Annotated in this window: 12 protein-coding genes; 8 read left to right on the top strand and 4 right to left on the bottom strand. The window is 73.3% G+C overall.

The window, feature by feature from the left end:
* On the bottom strand, positions 1–1,059 hold the full coding sequence (locus ACIG87_RS08625) for an AAA family ATPase (RefSeq protein ID WP_396849449.1): 1,059 nt from the start codon (positions 1,057–1,059) through the stop codon (positions 1–3).
* 469 nt (positions 1,060–1,528) lie between these two features.
* On the opposite strand from ACIG87_RS08625, the gene leuS reads away from it, so the two are divergent.
* Positions 1,529–4,393, top strand: a complete 2,865-nt coding sequence (leuS, locus tag ACIG87_RS08620; protein WP_396849447.1) for a leucine--tRNA ligase — start codon at positions 1,529–1,531, stop codon at positions 4,391–4,393.
* A gap of 156 nt (positions 4,394–4,549) precedes the next feature.
* Here leuS and ACIG87_RS08615 read toward each other — a convergent pair whose 3' ends face one another.
* Genes ACIG87_RS08615 through ACIG87_RS08605 form a run of 3 tightly spaced genes read right to left on the bottom strand, consistent with a single transcriptional unit; the run spans position 4,550 to position 7,241 of the window.
* A complete protein-coding gene (locus tag ACIG87_RS08615; RefSeq protein WP_396849445.1) occupies positions 4,550–5,245 on the bottom strand; it encodes a TVP38/TMEM64 family protein in 696 nt (231 codons plus the stop codon).
* 36 nt (positions 5,246–5,281) lie between these two features.
* Positions 5,282–6,004 carry a type 1 glutamine amidotransferase gene (locus tag ACIG87_RS08610; RefSeq protein WP_396849444.1) on the bottom strand — a complete coding sequence of 241 codons (723 nt, stop codon included), beginning with the start codon at positions 6,002–6,004 and terminating at the stop codon, positions 5,282–5,284.
* Positions 5,994–7,241, bottom strand: a complete 1,248-nt coding sequence (locus tag ACIG87_RS08605) for a MurT ligase domain-containing protein (RefSeq protein WP_396849705.1) — start codon at positions 7,239–7,241, stop codon at positions 5,994–5,996. The genes ACIG87_RS08610 and ACIG87_RS08605 overlap by 11 nt, the downstream gene beginning before the upstream one ends.
* Before the next feature lie 353 nt (positions 7,242–7,594).
* On the opposite strand from ACIG87_RS08605, the gene mraZ reads away from it, so the two are divergent.
* From mraZ to mraY, 7 genes are all read left to right on the top strand, one after another.
* Positions 7,595–8,026, top strand: a complete 432-nt coding sequence (gene mraZ / locus ACIG87_RS08600) for a division/cell wall cluster transcriptional repressor MraZ (RefSeq protein ID WP_396849442.1) — start codon at positions 7,595–7,597, stop codon at positions 8,024–8,026.
* A gap of 209 nt (positions 8,027–8,235) precedes the next feature.
* Entirely contained in the window at positions 8,236–9,345 is a 1,110-nt protein-coding gene (gene rsmH, locus ACIG87_RS08595) for a 16S rRNA (cytosine(1402)-N(4))-methyltransferase RsmH (protein WP_396849440.1), read from the top strand.
* Complete coding sequence (locus ACIG87_RS08590) at positions 9,342–9,941, top strand: hypothetical protein (RefSeq protein ID WP_396849439.1); 600 nt, start codon at positions 9,342–9,344, stop codon at positions 9,939–9,941. The genes rsmH and ACIG87_RS08590 overlap by 4 nt, the downstream gene beginning before the upstream one ends.
* 5 nt (positions 9,942–9,946) lie before the next feature.
* The gene (locus ACIG87_RS08585; protein WP_396849437.1) at positions 9,947–12,223 is read left to right on the top strand and encodes a peptidoglycan D,D-transpeptidase FtsI family protein; all 2,277 of its coding nucleotides are present in this window, start codon (positions 9,947–9,949) and stop codon (positions 12,221–12,223) included.
* A 52-nt stretch (positions 12,224–12,275) separates the two neighbouring features.
* Complete coding sequence (locus tag ACIG87_RS08580) at positions 12,276–13,838, top strand: UDP-N-acetylmuramoyl-L-alanyl-D-glutamate--2,6-diaminopimelate ligase (RefSeq protein ID WP_396849435.1); 1,563 nt, start codon at positions 12,276–12,278, stop codon at positions 13,836–13,838.
* On the top strand, positions 13,835–15,247 hold the full coding sequence (gene murF, locus ACIG87_RS08575; protein ID WP_396849434.1) for a UDP-N-acetylmuramoyl-tripeptide--D-alanyl-D-alanine ligase: 1,413 nt from the start codon (positions 13,835–13,837) through the stop codon (positions 15,245–15,247). The genes ACIG87_RS08580 and murF overlap by 4 nt, the downstream gene beginning before the upstream one ends.
* Positions 15,244–16,380: a phospho-N-acetylmuramoyl-pentapeptide-transferase gene (gene mraY, locus ACIG87_RS08570; RefSeq protein WP_396849433.1), complete on the top strand. Its 1,137-nt coding sequence runs from the start codon at positions 15,244–15,246 to the stop codon at positions 16,378–16,380. The genes murF and mraY overlap by 4 nt, the downstream gene beginning before the upstream one ends.
* The last annotated feature ends 206 nt before the right edge of the window (positions 16,381–16,586 follow it).

Raw genomic sequence — 16,586 nt, 5'->3', positions numbered from 1 at the left:
TCACGGCCTCCGCGGCTCGAACGGCGGGCGGCCGTTACCGGCGGCGGGGCGGGCCGTGTCGTACCCGGTGGGGCGCTTGCGGTCCGGTGGCAGGGCCAGCCGGTGCACCAGTTCGGCGACGATCGCGTCGGTGGTGCGGCGGGCCAGCTGGGCGTCCGCGGTGGGGATGATCCGGTGGGCCAGCACCGGCACCGCGAGCGCCTGGAGGTCGTCGGGCAGCACGTAGTCGCGCCCCTCCAGGGCGGCCACCGCGCGGGCGGTGCGCAGCAACTGGAGGGTGGCCCGGGGGGACGCGCCCAGCCGCAGGTCGGGGGCCTCCCGGGTGGCGGTGACCAGGTCGACGGCGTACTGCTTGACGGCGTCGGCGACGTGTACGTTGCGGACGGTGGCGATCAACCGACGGACCGTGTCGGCGTCGGAGACCGGGCGCAGCTCCTGGAGCGGGTCGGCCGCGCCGTGCCCGTCCAGCATGGCCAGCTCGGCCTCCGGACCCGGGTAACCCATCGCGATACGGGCGGTGAACCGGTCGCGCTGCGCCTCGGGGAGGGGGTACGTCCCCTCCATCTCGATCGGGTTCTGGGTGGCGATCACCATGAACGGCGTCTGGAGCTGGTAGGTGACGCCGTCGACGGTGACCTGGCGCTCCTCCATGCACTCCAGCAGGGCGGACTGGGTCTTCGGCGAGGCCCGGTTGATCTCGTCGCCGACCACCAGGTTGGCGAAGACCGCACCCGGCCGGAACTCGAAGTCGTGCGTCTCCTGGTTGTAGACGCTGACCCCGGTGACGTCGCTGGGCAGCAGGTCGGGGGTGAACTGGATGCGCCGGACCGAGCAGTCGATGGACCGGGCGAGCGCCTTGGCCAGCTTGGTCTTGCCGACGCCCGGGACGTCCTCGATCAGCAGGTGTCCCTCGGCCAGCAGGACGGCCAGGGCGAGTCGTACCGTCGCTGTCTTGCCCTCGATGACCTGCTCGATGTTGGCCACGATGGCCTCGCTGGCGGCGCGGAACTCGTCGTGCGGCAGGACGCCGCCCACCTCGTCCCAGGTCTGTTGTGTCACGGGTCTTCCCCTCGTCGCCGCGACGGCAGCTCGGTTAGGAGCACCTGGACCCGTCGTTCGGTTCGCAACGGGAAGCCTCGTCTGCCGCAGGAATCGCACTGGTCTCTCAGGCTAACCATGTTTACGGTGAACGCCGACCCCTGCCGGAAGTCGGCGGGCCATGCCGCGGATATTCGTCAGGTCGGGGGACCTGACGCGGCCGGATGGTCACGGAAGGTGATCGTCGAGCTGGACGCGGCCCCCGGCCGGCGGGTGCCAGGGGGTACAATGCGAGGCATGGCCGGAGTCTTCCTGCTTCTTACCGGGCCGTGCTGATGCGCTGACGCGCGACAGCACGGCGGCCCCTCCTGTGCGAGGGGCTTTTTCGTGCCCTCGGCAGGGCTCCCGGACCCGACACGACCGCGCCAGTCCACCTGGCCGCGCCCATCGACACGACCGCGCCAGTTCGACACCGCGCCAAGGAGTAGCCATGAGTGAGGCAGCCGCACCGGCGGGCGACATTCCCCCGTTCCGGTACACCGCGGCCCTGGCCGACGAGATCGAGCGTCGGTGGCAGGACACCTGGGCGCGGGAGGGCACCTTCCACGCCCCGAACCCGACCGGCCCGCTGGCCGATCCCGCCCACCCGCGCGCGGACGCGGAGAAGCTGTACGTGCTCGACATGTTCCCGTACCCGTCCGGTGCGGGGCTGCACGTCGGTCACCCGCTGGGCTACATCGGCACCGACTGCTTCGCCCGCTACCAGCGGATGGCCGGCCGCAACGTGCTGCACGCGATGGGCTTCGACGCGTTCGGCCTGCCCGCCGAGCAGTACGCGGTGCAGACCGGCACCCACCCCCGGACGACCACCGTGGCCAACATCGAGCGGTACAAGGCGCAGCTGCGCCGGTTGGGGCTGGCCCACGACGAGCGGCGCTCGGTGGCCACCATCGACACCGACTTCTACCGGTGGACCCAGTGGATCTTTCTGCAGGTCTTCAACTCCTGGTACGACCCGGACGCCCGCCGGGCCCGCCCGATCGCCGAGCTGATCGCCGAGTTCTCCGCCGGTGACCGGCCCACCCCGGACGGCCGCGGATGGGCCGAGCTGACCGAGTCCGAGCGGCGGCAGATCGTCGACGACCACCGGCTGGCGTACGTCTCGCAGGCGCCGGTGAACTGGTGCCCGGGGCTGGGCACCGTGCTGGCCAACGAGGAGGTCACCGCCGACGGCCGTTCCGACCGGGGCAACTTCCCGGTCTTCAAGCGCCACCTGAAGCAGTGGATGATGCGGATCACCGCCTACGGTGACCGGCTGCTGGACGACCTGGACACGCTGGACTGGCCCGAGTCGATCAAGCTGATGCAGCGCAACTGGATCGGCCGCTCCACCGGTGCCCACATCGACTTCGCGGCCTCGACCGCTGATTCCGGCGCCCCGGGCGAAGCCCGCATCACGGTGTTCACCACCCGACCGGACACCATCTTCGGCGCCACCTACCTGGTGCTGGCCCCCGAGCACGCGCTGGTCGACCCGCTGGTGCCGGCCGCCTGGCCGGTGGGGACCAGGGACGCCTGGACCGGCGGGCACACCAGCCCCCGGGCGGCCGTCGAGGCGTACCGGAAGGCGGCGGCGGCCAAGACCGACCTGGAGCGGCAGGCCGACACCAAGGAGAAGACCGGCGTCTTCGTCGGCGCGTACGCCACCCACCCGGTCACCGGCGGGCAGATCCCGATCTTCGTCGCCGACTACGTGCTGGCCGGCTACGGCACCGGCGCGATCATGGCGGTGCCCGCCCAGGACGAGCGGGACTGGGCCTTCGCCGAGGTGTTCGAGCTGCCGATCGTGCGTACCGTGCAGCCGGCCGACGGCTTCGACGGCACGGCGTACACCGGGGACGGGCCGGCGATCAACAGCGCCGCGCCCGAACGCGGCCTGGACCTGAACGGGCTGGGGGTCGCCGACGCCAAGGCGGCGACGATCGAGTGGCTGGAGGCCAACGGCCACGGCGTCGGCGCGGTCACCTGGCGGCTGCGGGACTGGCTGTTCTCCCGCCAGCGTTACTGGGGCGAGCCGTTCCCCATCGTGTACGACGAGACCGGGGCGGCCATCGCGCTGCCCGAGTCGATGCTGCCGGTCGAACTGCCCGAGGTGGACGACTTCTCCCCGAAGACCTTCGACCCCGACGACGCCGACAGCAACCCGGAGACCCCGCTGTCGCGGCGGCGCGACTGGGTCGAGGTGGAGCTGGACCTGGGCGACGGGCCGAAGCGGTACACCCGGGAGACCAACGTGATGCCGCAGTGGGCCGGCTCCTGCTGGTACGAGCTGCGCTACCTGGACCCGACCAACTCCGAGCGGTTCGTCGACGCGGAGAACGAGCGCTACTGGATGGGGCCGCGCGCCGAGGGCGACTGCGGGGGCACCGACCTGTACGTCGGCGGCGCCGAGCACGCCGTGCTGCACCTGCTGTACGCCCGGTTCTGGCACAAGGTGCTGTACGACCTGGGCCACGTCTCCTCGTTCGAGCCGTTCCGCAAGCTGTTCAACCAGGGCATGATCCAGGCGTACGCGTTCCGCGACTCCCGGGGCACGCCGGTGCCGGCGGAGGAGGTCGTCGAGGTCGACGGCCGGTGGCTGCACGGCGAGGCCGAGGTGACCCGCGAGTACGGCAAGATGGGCAAGTCGCTGCGCAACGTCGTCACCCCGGACGACATGTGCGCGGCCTACGGTGCGGACACCTTCCGGGTCTACGAGATGTCGATGGGTCCGCTGGAGGTGTCCCGCCCCTGGGACACCCGCGCGGTGGTCGGGTCGTACCGGTTCCTGCAACGGGTCTGGCGGGCCGTGGTCGACGAGCAGACCGGTGCGCTGCGGGTCACCGACGCGCCGGCCGACGAGGCCACCCGCCGGCTGCTGCACCGGGTCGTCGACGGGGTCCGGGTCGACATGGAGGGAATCCGGTTCAACACCGCCATCGCCAAGCTGATCGAGCTGACCAACGCGGTGACCCGGCTGCCGGAGACCCCGCGTGAGGTGGCCGAGCCGCTGGTGCTGATGCTGGCCCCGTTCGCCCCGCACGTCGCCGAGGAGCTGTGGCGCACGCTGGGCCACGACGGCTCCCTGGCGTACGTGGACTTCCCGGCCGCCGACCCGGCGCTGCTGGTCGCCGAGACGGTCACCTACCCGGTGCAGGTCAACGGCAAGGTGCGGGGCCGGATCGAGGTTCCCGCCGACGCGGCCGAGGACGTCGTCCGGGCGGCGGCCCTGGAGGCGGTCGCGTCCGCGCTGGCCGGCAAGGAGCCCCGCAAGGTCATCGTGGTGCCGGGTCGACTGGTCTCCGTGGTCGCCTGACCGCGATCACCCGTCCTCGTCGTGCCGCTGGGTCGGTGGTGCCGGGCGTCTGTGCAGCGGTGTGCCGCAGGGCAACGATGATGCCTCTGCGGCACACCGCTCGGACGACTCGGGTGTCCCGGCGGCCCCGATCGGCGCGGCGCCGTCGTCGACCGCTCAGGGACGTGCGTCGGTGACGGCGAGCCGGCGTCGGCGTTCGGCCTGCCACCAGCGGTACGCCAGCACCGCGCTGGCGATCAGCCCCAGGCTGGCCGGGGCGGCGGCGAACCAGTTGACCTGCCCTGGGGAGCTGACCGCCGCGCCGATCGCGGCGTAGCCGAAGGCGGTCGGGGCGGAGGCCAGCACGCTGCCGACCAGGAACGGCGTCACCCGCGCCCCGGTGGTGCCGTACCCGTAGCTGACCAGGCCGAACCCGGCGATCGGCAGCAGCCGTACGGTGACCACGCCGAGGACACTCTGCCGGGCGAACCAGCCGTCGAGCCGGGCCAGCCGGCCGCGAACCCGCTCGGCGACGAACTCCCGGCCCAGCACCCGGCCGACGGCGAAGCCGAGCGCGGCGGCCAGCAGCGCCGCGCCGAGCGCGTACGCCGCGCCCTCCCACGGGCCGAAGACGGCCCCCGCCGCGAGCGTGACGAAGGTACGCGGGACCAGCGCCACCAGCAGCAGCGCCCCGACGACGATCCCGGCGACCGGGGCGTACCCGCCGAGGGAGTCGGCGAGCCGGGGCAGGTCGGCGACGTCCGGACGGGGTGCCAGCAGGAGCAGCGCCGCGAACCCGGCGAGCATGCACAGCAGCAGGGTGAACCGGCGGGCCGACGGCTGGCCGAGCAGCCGCCGGACGGCGGGGATCACGGTCGCCCGGCCGGGATCACGGGCCGGCGGCGGGGATCATGGGCGGGCGGCGGCGGCCACCGCGGCGCGGCGCTCGGTGCGGAGCCGGTCGGCCCAGGTGTCGTCCAGCGGCGGCAGCTGGTGCGCGCCGGTGGCCCAGCGCAGCAGCAGGTCGGCCAGGGCCGGGTTGCGGGCCAGCGCCGGCCCGTGCGAGTAGGTGCCCAGCAGCTTGCCCCGCCAGGCGCCCTCGGTGACACCGTCGTTGCCGACCCCGGCGCTGACCCGGGCCAGCGGCGACACGCCGGGGCCGAGGTGGGTCCGGCCGCCGTGGTTCTCGAATCCGGACAGCGCCGGTACGCCCAGCCTCGGGTCGATCTCACCGGCCAGTTCGCCGACCGCCCGGGTGGGACCGCGGTCGGAGGAGAAGTCGAGCAGTTCCAGCCCGGCGCACCGGGTGCCCTTGGCGAAGAAGGAGGTGCCGAGGAGTTGGTAGCCGGCGCAGACGCCGAAGACCACCGAGCCCTGGGCGACGGCCCGGTGCAGGCCGCCGTCGGCGAGCAACCGCTGCGCGCCGAGCGCCTGCGGGCCGTCCTCGCCGCCGCCGAGCAGGTAGATGTCGGCGGTGGCGGGCAACCGCTGGTCGGAGCGGACCTCCAGCACCTCGACCGGCATCCCGCGCTGCTGCGCCCGCCGGGCCAGGATCAGCAGGTTGCCCCGGTCCCCGTAGGTGGAGAGCAGGTCGGGGTAGATCCAGACGATACGCAGGCTCTCAGTTGACACGGTCCAACTCCGCTCGGATGTCCTGAAAGGCGGTGTAGTTCGCGATGACCTCCAGTCGGCCCGGCGGGACCGCCCGGACCGCCTCGCCGAATGCCCGGACGTGCTGGAACGGCACGCCGTTGACGTCGAGCCGGACCGCCAGGTCGTACGCCCGGTCACCGGTGATCAGCACCTGCCGGCCGCGCAGCGGGGCGAAGTCGACGTCGAAGAGCCAGGAGGTGTCCAGCCCGTCGGGGTCGCGGGCGTTGATGGAGAGCAGGGTGGGCGCCTCGTCGGCCATGTCGAACGCCTCCAGCCAGCTGGCCGGGTTCTTGGCCAGCAGCAGCCGGATGTTGCGGCCGTCCCGGTCGACCTGGGCGTACCGGCCGGCGACCGAGGTCACCGTGTGCAGCCGGGAGACGGCGTCAACGGGACGTACCCCGAACTCGGCGGCGACGGCGAGGGCGGTGGCCGCGTTGCCGAGGTTGACCTTGCCGGGGAGCTGGAGGGTCACCTTGTGCCAGGCCCCGGCGGGGTCGAGCACGCCGTCGTCCTCCACCGTCCACTGCGCCTCCGGGCGGCGCAGCGGGCAGCCGGTGCACCACCACTGCCCGCCGGAGCGCTGGATGGTGGAGCCGCACTCCGGGCAGACCCAGGAGTCGTCGTGCCAGCGCTGGCCGGCGCTGAACCAGGTGACGTGGGGCGGGCGGATGCCCTGCACGGGGTCGGCCGGTGGGGTGGCCGCCCAGACCACCATCGGGTCGTCGGCGTTGGCCACCACCCGCACGTCGGTGTGCCGGACCAGCGCGGCCCGCCAGAGCTGCGCCATCATGGCGACCTCCTTGGCCCGGTCGAGCTGGTCGCGGGAGAGGTTGAGCAGGGCCACCACGTGCGGCTCGGTGGCCTCCAACACCTGCGCGAGGTAGTGCTCGTCGACCTCCAGCACCGCGTACGGGGTGCTGCCGGCCTTGGCCAGCGCGGAGGTGTGCCCGGAGGGCATGTTGGCGCCGAAGGAGTTGGTGGCGACCCGGCCGAGCACGCCGACGGCGGCGGCGCTGAGCCGGGTGGTGGTGGTCTTGCCGTTGGTGCCGGAGATCAGCGCGATGGCGCGTCCGGCCGAGAGGTGGGCCAGCAGGTCCGGGTCGATCTTCAGCCCGATCCAACCGCCGATCACCGAGCCGTCGCCCCGGCCGGCGGCGCGCGACAGCGCCGCGGCGGTCCGCGACACCGAGCTTGCCACCTTCGCCCGCAGGGGCATCTTCGCGTCCGTCACCCGAGCGAGGTTACCGGACCCCCGCGCCCGCCAGATCGCCGCCGACGGCGAACCGTTCGGTCGGGGTGGACGGGGCGTCCGGTCGGCGGGCGCTCCACCGGACGGAGTCGATCAATGTCGGGTAGTGGACGCGGCGCGGGGGCGCTCTGCCCTCCACTTCGCTCCACCGGCTCTGACGTGCGGCTTTATCCGCGACGGCGACGCGCCGGGCGGGCGATTCTGGTTGCAGGTGGAGGGAAGTGGAGTAGAGTGGGGCGCATTGGTGAGGCCGGGAGGGCCCACCGGCCCAGGGGGTCAGCGGCGCCGCGAACGCCGCTCAGGGCGAGGGGGTTGGGCCGATGTTTCTCGGCACCCACACTCCGCGCCTGGACGAAAAGGGCCGATTGATCCTTCCGGCCAAGTTCCGGGACGAACTGGCGGGGGGTGTAGTGATCACCAAAGGACAGGATCGCTGTCTCTACGTCTTCCCCACGCCCGAGTTCCAGCGGATCGCCGACCAGTTGCGCGCGCAGCCGATGACGAACAAGGCGGCCCGGGCCTACAGCCGGGTCTTCTTCGCCAGCGCGCACGACGAGGTCCCCGACAAGCAGGGCCGGGTCACCATCCCGGCCCACCTGCGGTCCTACGCCGCGCTCGACCGGGATCTGGTGGTGATCGGGGCGTCCACCCGGGTGGAGATCTGGGACAGGGCGGCCTGGGAGAGCTACCTCGCCGACAGCGAAGACGACTTCGCCGACATCGAGGAGGGGGTGCTGCCCGGCGGTCTGTAGGGCGTGGCGACGCCCGACGTACTGCGAGATCTCCAGCCGCTTTCGAGTTCCTGGCGCCCCTTCCCCGGTGCCAGGGGCACGATCTCCGTTCCGGGTCGGTGGCCCGGAGCCGGGGCGGGAGCGGATGGGGATCTGGCGGTACGACGGCACGGCGTCGTCCGACGGGCAGGGCGCGACACGAAAAGACTTATTCCACAGTGGGGGTCGACATGGGGGAGCTACGCGGCACGCACGTGCCGGTGTTGCTCGAGCGGTGTCTCGAGCTGCTGGCCCCCGCGCTGGACCGGGGTGACCGAACGGTCCACGTCGACGCCACGCTGGGTCTGGCCGGGCACGCCGAGGCGGTGCTGGAACGGCATCCGCGCACGGTGCTGATCGGCCTGGACCGGGACACCGAGGCCCTGGCGCACGCCCGGGTCCGGTTGGCCAGGTTCGCCGACCGGGTCCACCTGGAGCACGCCGTCTACGACGAGCTGCCCGAGGTGGTGCAGCGGCTGGGCTATCCGGGCATCGACGGGGTGCTGTTCGATCTGGGCGTCTCCTCGTTGCAGCTCGACGCGCCCGACCGCGGGTTCGCCTATGCCCAGGATGCGCCGCTGGACATGCGGATGGACCAGACCCGGGGGGTGACCGCCGAGGAGGTGGTCAACAGTTACTCCCATCCGGATCTGGCCCGGGTGCTGCGGGTCTACGGCGAGGAGAAGTTCGCCGGCCGGATCGCCTCGGCGATCCTCCGGGAGCGGGAGCGTGGCCGGATCACCTCCTCGGCCCGGCTCGCCGAGCTGGTCAGGGAGAGCATTCCGGCACCAGCGCGACGAACCGGGGGACACCCGGCCAAGAGAACGTTTCAGGCTTTACGCATCGAGGTAAACAGGGAACTGGCAGTGCTGGAGACGGCGCTGCCGGCTGCCCTCGACAAGCTCGACGTGGGTGGTCGCATGGTGGTCCTGTCCTACCACTCGTTGGAGGACCGGCTCACCAAGCAGGCGCTCGCCGACCGGGTCCGCAGTAAGGGCCCGGTCGACCTCCCGGTGGAACTGCCCGGGTCGGGTCCGACGTTCCGGCTGCTGAGCCGGGGCGCCGAGCTCGCCGGGGAAGCCGAGGTCACCGCGAACCCGCGGGCCGCATCCGTGCGGCTGCGGGCCGCGGAGCGCCTCGACCCGGCCACCGGGCACCAGGGGCGGACCGACCGCGAACGGTCCCGCCGACGGGTCAGGGCGATGCACCAACCAGGGGCGGGGTCGACACCTGGCTCCACAGTGGACCAGGGGCCGACCCCGGGGGACGGCAGGACGGACGAACAGGGGGAGGGGACATGAACGTCAACAAGCGTGACGGCCGCGACGCGGTCGTCGGGCAGCGCGCACCGCGGTCGGGGGGCCGGACCACGGCGCAGCGCTCCACCCGTACCGCGACTCCGGCGGACCTCGCCGGTCGACAGGGCACGGCAGGCCGGGGGGCGCGCGAGTTCCCCACCCAGGGCAGCGCCGCGCTGCGGCCGGCGGAGCAGCCGGCCACCCGGACCGCCGCCACCGCCGGGTCGCCCCGGCTGCGGGTGGCGCCGCCGCCGCCGGTCCGGGTGCCCCGCGCGCCGTTCGCGGCGCTGATCGTGGTGCTGGTGGTCGGCGGGGTGCTGGGCATCCTCGCGGTCAACACCAAGATCAACGAGAACGCCTTCAAGCTCCAGCAGCTCCAGCAGCAGCAGGCCCGCCTCGACGTCGACCAGCAGCAGTTGGAGAAGCAGATCGAGGAGGCGAAGGAGCCGGGCAACCTGACCGCCGAGGCCCGCAAGCTGGGTCTGGTGGAGGCGGGCGAACCGGCGTACATCCGGCTCCCGGACGGCCGGCTGATCGGCGTGCCGCAGCCGGCCGACGGGCAGCCGGCGATCACCAGCCAGCAGGGCAACGGGGGGTAGCACCCGTGCCGCCGAGATCGGACGAACCGCGTCGGGACGCCACAGGCTCCCGGCGCGGTGCGGTTCGTGGTGGGGCCGCCCGGGGCGGCGAACCACGGGCCGGGCAACCAAGGGCCGGCGAACCACGGACGGGGGAGTCGCGGACCGGGGACGTCGGGGGGATCTCCGACGCGCGGGCGTACACCCCTCGGGGCCGGACCATCCGGGAGAGCAGCGAGGAACGGGGCGGGCAGCGGCGTACTCCGCGCGCCGGCCGTTCCGGCGACCCGTTCCGGCCCGCCCTCCAGGTGCTCGACGGCGGCCGGGCCGCCGCCAACCGGGCCGGTCGCCGGGAGGTCGCCCCGACCGCTCGCACCGGCGTCATCCGGACCGTGCCGCCGCGCGCCGCCCCCGATGACGACGACGAGTTCGCCGAACCGCCCGCGCCGCGGCGGCGGCCCGGCCGCGCCGGCCCGCGCCGGACCGACACGCCCGGCCGCGGCAGCCCACGCCGCACCGAGGCGCCCCGCCGTACCGACCGGCCGGCCGGTCGGCGGCCGGTGCGCAAGCCGCGCCGCCCGCCGAAGCTCGCCGAACCGCGTCGCCGGCTCCGGCTGGGCACCGTGCTCGTGCTGGCGATCTTCGCCGTCATCGGCATCCGGCTGGTCGTCCTCCAGGCCGTGGACACCCCGGCGTACGCCGGGGGTGGCGTCAGCGATCGGCTCACCCGGATCGACCTGCTGGCCCCGCGCGGGTCGATCGAGGACCGTAACGGCGCACCGTTGGCCCGCAGCGTCGAGGCGCGGTACGTCTTCGCCGACCCGACCCTGGTGAAGGACCGGACGGCGACCGCGAAGGCGCTCTCGCCGCTGCTCGGCATCCCGGTCTCCGAACTGGCCGAGAAGATGAAGCGGCAGGGCGAGCTCCAGTTCCGGTACCTGGCCCGGGGCGTCGACATCGCGAAGGCCAAGCAGATCGAGGCGCTCGAGCTCGCCGGCATCGGCACCCACCGCGACGAGCGCCGCGAGGTGCCCGGCGGTGACCTGGCCGCCAACCTGGTCGGCTTCACCAGCCCGGACATGGACGGCCTGGAGGGGCTGGAGGCCCGCTACGACGACGTGTTGCGCGGCCAGGACGGCCGGCGGGTCTACGAGGCCGGCGTGGGTGACCTCAACGCGCCGATCCCCGGCGGCTACAGCCAGACCACCGAACCCAAACCGGGCAGCTCGCTGGTGCTCACCCTCGAACAGGATCTCCAGTTCCAGGCGCAGCAGGTGCTCCGCCGGCAGATGGCGCAGATCCGGGGCGGGATCGGCACGGCGGTGGTGATGGACGCCAAGAACGGCGACGTGCTGGCCCAGGCCAGCAGTCCGACCTACAACGCGGCCACCCCCGAGCAGAGCCAGCCCACCGACCGGGAGGACGTGGCCACCAGCTTCGTGGTCGACCCGGGCTCGGTGCACAAGGCGATCACCTACGGCGCGGCGTTGCAGGAGGGCGTCATCACGCCGGACAGCGCCTGGCCGGTCGCGAACACCATCACCAAGGGCGACGTCACCTTCCGCGACACCCACCCGGCCGAGGGCAAGAAGCTGAGCGTGGCCGGGATGCTGGCGTACTCGTCCAACGTCGGCACCATCGAGATCGGTGACCGGCTCGGCCGGGACCGGCTGATCGACTACCAGAAGCGGTTCGGGCTGGGGCAGCCCACCGGCGAGGGGATGCCCGGTGAGGCGTCCGGGCGGCTGCTCCCGGCCGACCAGTGGAGCGGCTCGTCGGAGGGGTCGGTGCCGATCGGGCACAGCGTCGACGCCACCCCGCTGCAGATGGCCGCCGCGTACGCCACCATCGCCAACGACGGCACCTACGTGCAGCCGCACCTGATCAAGGAGGTGGTCGGGGCGGACGGCAAGCGCACCCCGTCCGCCGCCCCGGTCACCCGCTCGGTGCTCAGCCCGCAGAACGCCGCCGCGCTGCGTACCCTGCTGGAGGCGGTCACCACCGTCGACGGCGCGACCGGCCTGGCCGCCGCGGTGCCCGGCTACCGGGTCGCCGGCAAGACCGGCACCGGCCTGCGGTACGTCGACGGCAAGCAGCAACCGGGCGAGGTGGCCTCGTTCATCGGGATGGCCCCGGCGGAGGCGCCCCGGTACGTGGTGGCGGTCTTCGTGTGGAACCCCGAGGGCGGTGGCGGCGCGGTCGTCGCACCGGCGTTCCGCGAGCTGATGGGCTTCACCCTGCGTCACTACCGGGTCCCGCCATCGAGCGGGAAATCCCCCAACTTCGAGGTCTTTCCGCGCTGACCGGGAACGGCGGGACATCATCGGTGAGTGCCGACGAACCACCGGGGCGGCTGTGCGGCCGGAACCGGACGACCGGGTAGGGTCTGACGCCGTGCCCGGCAATCCACGCCCCCGTACCGTGCCCGGAGTCCGGCTCGGCGACCTCGCCGACCGGCTCGCCGTAGCGCCGCCGGCCGGCGCCGCCGAGGTGACCGTGACCGGGGTGACCCACGCCAGCCAGGAGGTCCGCCCCGGCGACCTGTACGCCGCGCTGCCCGGCGCCCGCCGACACGGCGCGGAGTTCGCCGCCGGTGCCGCCACGGCCGGCGCGGTGGCCGTGCTGACCGACCCGGCCGGTGCCGCCATGGCCGGCGCGACGGGGCTGCCCGTCCTGGTGACGCCCGATCCCCGGGCCGTCCTGGGTGAGCTGGCCGCCGCGGTCTACGGCGACCCGACCGACGGGCTGACCGTGATCGGGGTGACCGGCACCGCCGGCAAGACCTCCACCGCGTACCTGATCGAGTCCGGGCTGCGGGCCGCCGGCCACGTCACCGGCCTGATCGGCACGGTGGAGACCCGGCTGGGCGACCTGGTGATCGACAGCGTCCGGACCACCCCGGAGGCCACCGACCTGCACGCCCTGCTCGCCGCCGCCCGGGAGCGCGGGGTGACCGCCGTGGTCATGGAGGTGTCCAGCCACGCCCTGGCGATGGGGCGGGTCGGCGGGGTCCGGTTCACCGTCGGCGGCTACACCAACTTCGGCTCCGACCACCTCGACTTCCACACCGACTCGGCGGACTACTTCGCGGCCAAGGCGAAGCTCTTCGACGGGCGCTGCCGGGTCGAGGTGCTCAACCACGACGATCCGGGGCTGCGCCCGCTGTTCCGGCCGGCCACGGTCAGCTACTCGGCGGCCGGTGACCCGACCGCCACCTGGTGGGCCGACCGGGTCGGCGGCGTGGGCTACGCCCAGCGCTTCACCGCGCACGGTCCGGACGACCTCGTCCTGCCCGCCGGGGTGGCGCTGCCCGGCCGGCACAACGTGGCGAACGCGCTGCTGGCGATCGCCAGCCTGGTCGCCGCCGGGGTCGACCCGGTGACCGCCGCCGCCGGGGTGGCCGCCTGCGGCGGTGTGCCCGGCCGGCTGGAACTGGTCAGCGGGGATGCGCCGGTGCGCGGCGTGGTCGACTACGCGCACAAGACCGACGCCGTGGTGGCCGCGCTGGCCGCGCTGCGCGACTCGGGAACCGGGCGGGTGATCTGCGTCATCGGCGCCGGTGGCGACCGGGACCGGGGCAAGCGCCCGGCGATGGGCGCCGCCGCCGCCCGGGGCGCCGACGTGGTGCTGGTGACCGACGACAACCCGCGTACCGAGGACCCGGCGGCGATCCGGGCCGAGGTGCTGGCCGGTGCGTACGGCGTCGCCGTCGCCGCCCGGATCATCGAGGTGCCGGGCCGCCGGGAGGCGATCGCCGAGGCGGTCCGGCTGGCCGAGCCGGGTGACGTGGTGGCGCTGCTCGGCAAGGGGCACGAACGCGGTCAGGAGATCGCCGGCGAGATGCACCCCTTCGACGACCGCACCGAGCTGGCGGAGGCGCTGCGCGTCCGGTTCGGCGACCTGGCGGGTCAGCGGTGATCCCGCTGAGCCTGGCCGAGGTCGCCTCGGCGGTCGGCGGCCGACTGCGCGCCGCAGACCCGGACGTCCGGGTCACCGGCCCGGTCGAGTTCGACTCCCGCAAGGTCACCGACGGGGCGCTCTTCGTCGCCTTCCCCGGTGAGCGGGTCGACGGGCACGACTACGCCGCCGGTGCGGTCGCCGCCGGTGCGGTGGCGGTGCTCGGCACCCGGGAACTGCCCGGGGTGCCGATGGTGCTGGTGGACGACGCGCTGGCCGCGCTGGGCCGGCTGGCCCGCGCCGTGGTGGACCGGCTGCCCGGACTCGCCGTGATCGGGCTGACCGGCTCGTCGGGCAAGACCACCACCAAGGACCTGATCGCCCAGCTCGCCGTCCGGCTCGGCCCGACGGTGGCCCCGCCGGGGTCGTTCAACAACGAGCTGGGCCACCCGTACACCGCGTTGCAGGCCACCGGGCAGACCCGTTACCTGGTGATGGAGAAGGGCGCCCGGGGCGTCGGGCACGTCCGCTACCTGTGCGACGTGGTGCCGCCGCGGATCTCGGTGGTGCTCAACGTCGGGGTGGCGCACCTGGGTGAGTTCGGCTCGGTGGAGAACATCGCCCTGGCCAAGGGGGAGCTGGTGGAGGCGTTGCCGGCCGACGGGCTGGCCGTGCTCAACGCCGACGACCCGCTGGTCGCCGCGATGGCGTCCCGGACCGTCGCCCGGGTGGTCCGCTACGGCGAGGCGGAGACCGCCGACGTCCGCGCGGTGGACGTGACCCTGGACGGTCTGGGTCGGCCGGCGTACACCCTGGTGACCCCGGAGGGGACCGCCCCGGTGCGGCTCGGCCTGACCGGCCGGCACCAGGTCTCCAACTCGCTCGCTGCGGCGGCGGTCGCCCGTGAGCTGGGCATGCCGCTCGGGGAGCTGGCGGTGGCCCTGGGCGACCTGGGACTGGTCTCCACCCGCCGGATGGACGTCTTCACGCGTCCCGACGGGGTGACCGTGATCGACGACTCGTACAACGCCAACCCGGCGTCGACGGCGGTGGCGCTGCGCGCGTTGGCCGGCATGCACCGGGGTGGACGGACGTTCGCCGCGCTGGGCTACATGGCCGAGCTGGGCGAGTACGAGGACGAGGGGCACCGGGAGGTCGGCCGGCTCGCGGCCGAACTCGGTGTCGACCGGCTGCTCGTGGTGGGCGAGCCGGCCGCGCCGATCCACGAGGGCGCGACAGCGGTAAGTGACTGGGGAGGAGGGTCGGTGCTGCTCACCGATCAGGCGGCGGCCATCGAGGTGCTGCGTAGCGAGCTACGACCGGGCGACGTCGTCCTGGTGAAGGGCTCCCGGTACCGCACCTGGGAGGTGGCCGACGCGCTGCGTGTCGACGCCCAGGGTGACGGGGCCGGCGCGGGGGGTGCCGCGTGAGGGCGGTCATCGTCGCCATCGGCGTGGCGTTCCTGGTGTCGTTGCTGGCCACCCCGCTGGCGATCAGGGTGTTCGCCCGGCTCAAGGCCGGCCAGCCGATCCGATCGAACCTCGGGCTCGCCAGCAACGAGGGCAAGAAGGGCACGCCGACGATGGGCGGCGTGGTCTTCATCCTGGCCACGGTCATCGCGTACGTCGCCGGCCACCTCGCCCTGACCACCCTGCCGGACGCGCAGATCGCCCAGGTCGAGCCGACCATCACCGCGCTGGTGCTGCTGGGGCTGATGGTCTTCTCCGGGGCGGTCGGCTTCATCGACGACTTCCTCAAGGTGCGCAAGCGGCACAGCGGCGGGCTGAACAAGCGCGGCAAGCTGTTCGGGCAGATCCTGGTCGGTGCGATCTTCGGGGTGGTCGCGCTCTACTTCCCGAGCAGCATGACCGACGCCAGTGGCGCGACGACCAACACCGAGACCGTGGGCAGCACCACGCTGAGCTTCATCCGGGACATCCCGGCTTTTGAGATCGGCAAGATCGCCTCGGTGATCGTGATCATCATGGTGGTGATGGCGGCCACCAACGGGGTCAACCTGACCGACGGCCTGGACGGGCTGGCCACCGGCGCGTCGGTGATGGTGCTGGCCGCTTACGCGCTCATCGCGTTCTGGCAGTACCGGCACTGGTGCGCCGACCCGACGTACACCGCCAACCCGAACAACTACTGCTACGCCGTCCGGGATCCGCTGGAGATCGCGTTGATCGCCGGGGCGGCGGCCGGGGCCTGCGTGGGCTTCCTGTGGTGGAACACCTCGCCGGCCCGGATCTTCATGGGCGACACCGGCGCGCTGGGCCTCGGCGGGCTGATCGCCGGGATGGCGATGTCCACCCGGACGGTGCTGCTGCTGCCCATCCTCGGCGGCCTCTTCGTGATCATCACGATGTCCGTGGTGATCCAGATCATCTCGTTCCGGACCACCGGCAAGCGGGTGTTCCGGATGTCCCCGCTCCAGCACCACTTCGAGCTGGCCGGCTGGAGCGAGGTCAACATCGTGGTCCGGTTCTGGATCATCGCGGGCATCGGCGTGGCCATCGCGCTCGGCCTCTTCTACAGCGACTTCCTGGCCAGCATGGGCTGACCGGCGTTCCGCGCCGGCCGCCGCGCCCCGACCACGGACGGGGGTTCCTCCTACCGGAGGGGCCCCTGTTCCGCATTTCGACACGCCGACCGGGACGAACGGCAGGAACGGGCCGCCCGCAGCGGCGATGATGGGCAGGTGGGGGAGGACCGAGGCACGACCAGCGGTACGACGACGGAGACCCAGCCGCGGCGGGTCGCGGGCGC

The sequence above is a fragment of the Micromonospora sp. NPDC051925 genome (assembly GCF_044548625.1).
In the GTDB taxonomy this organism is placed as follows: Bacteria; Actinomycetota; Actinomycetes; order Mycobacteriales; family Micromonosporaceae; genus Micromonospora.
This window is presented reverse-complemented; position numbering and strand designations above follow the sequence as displayed.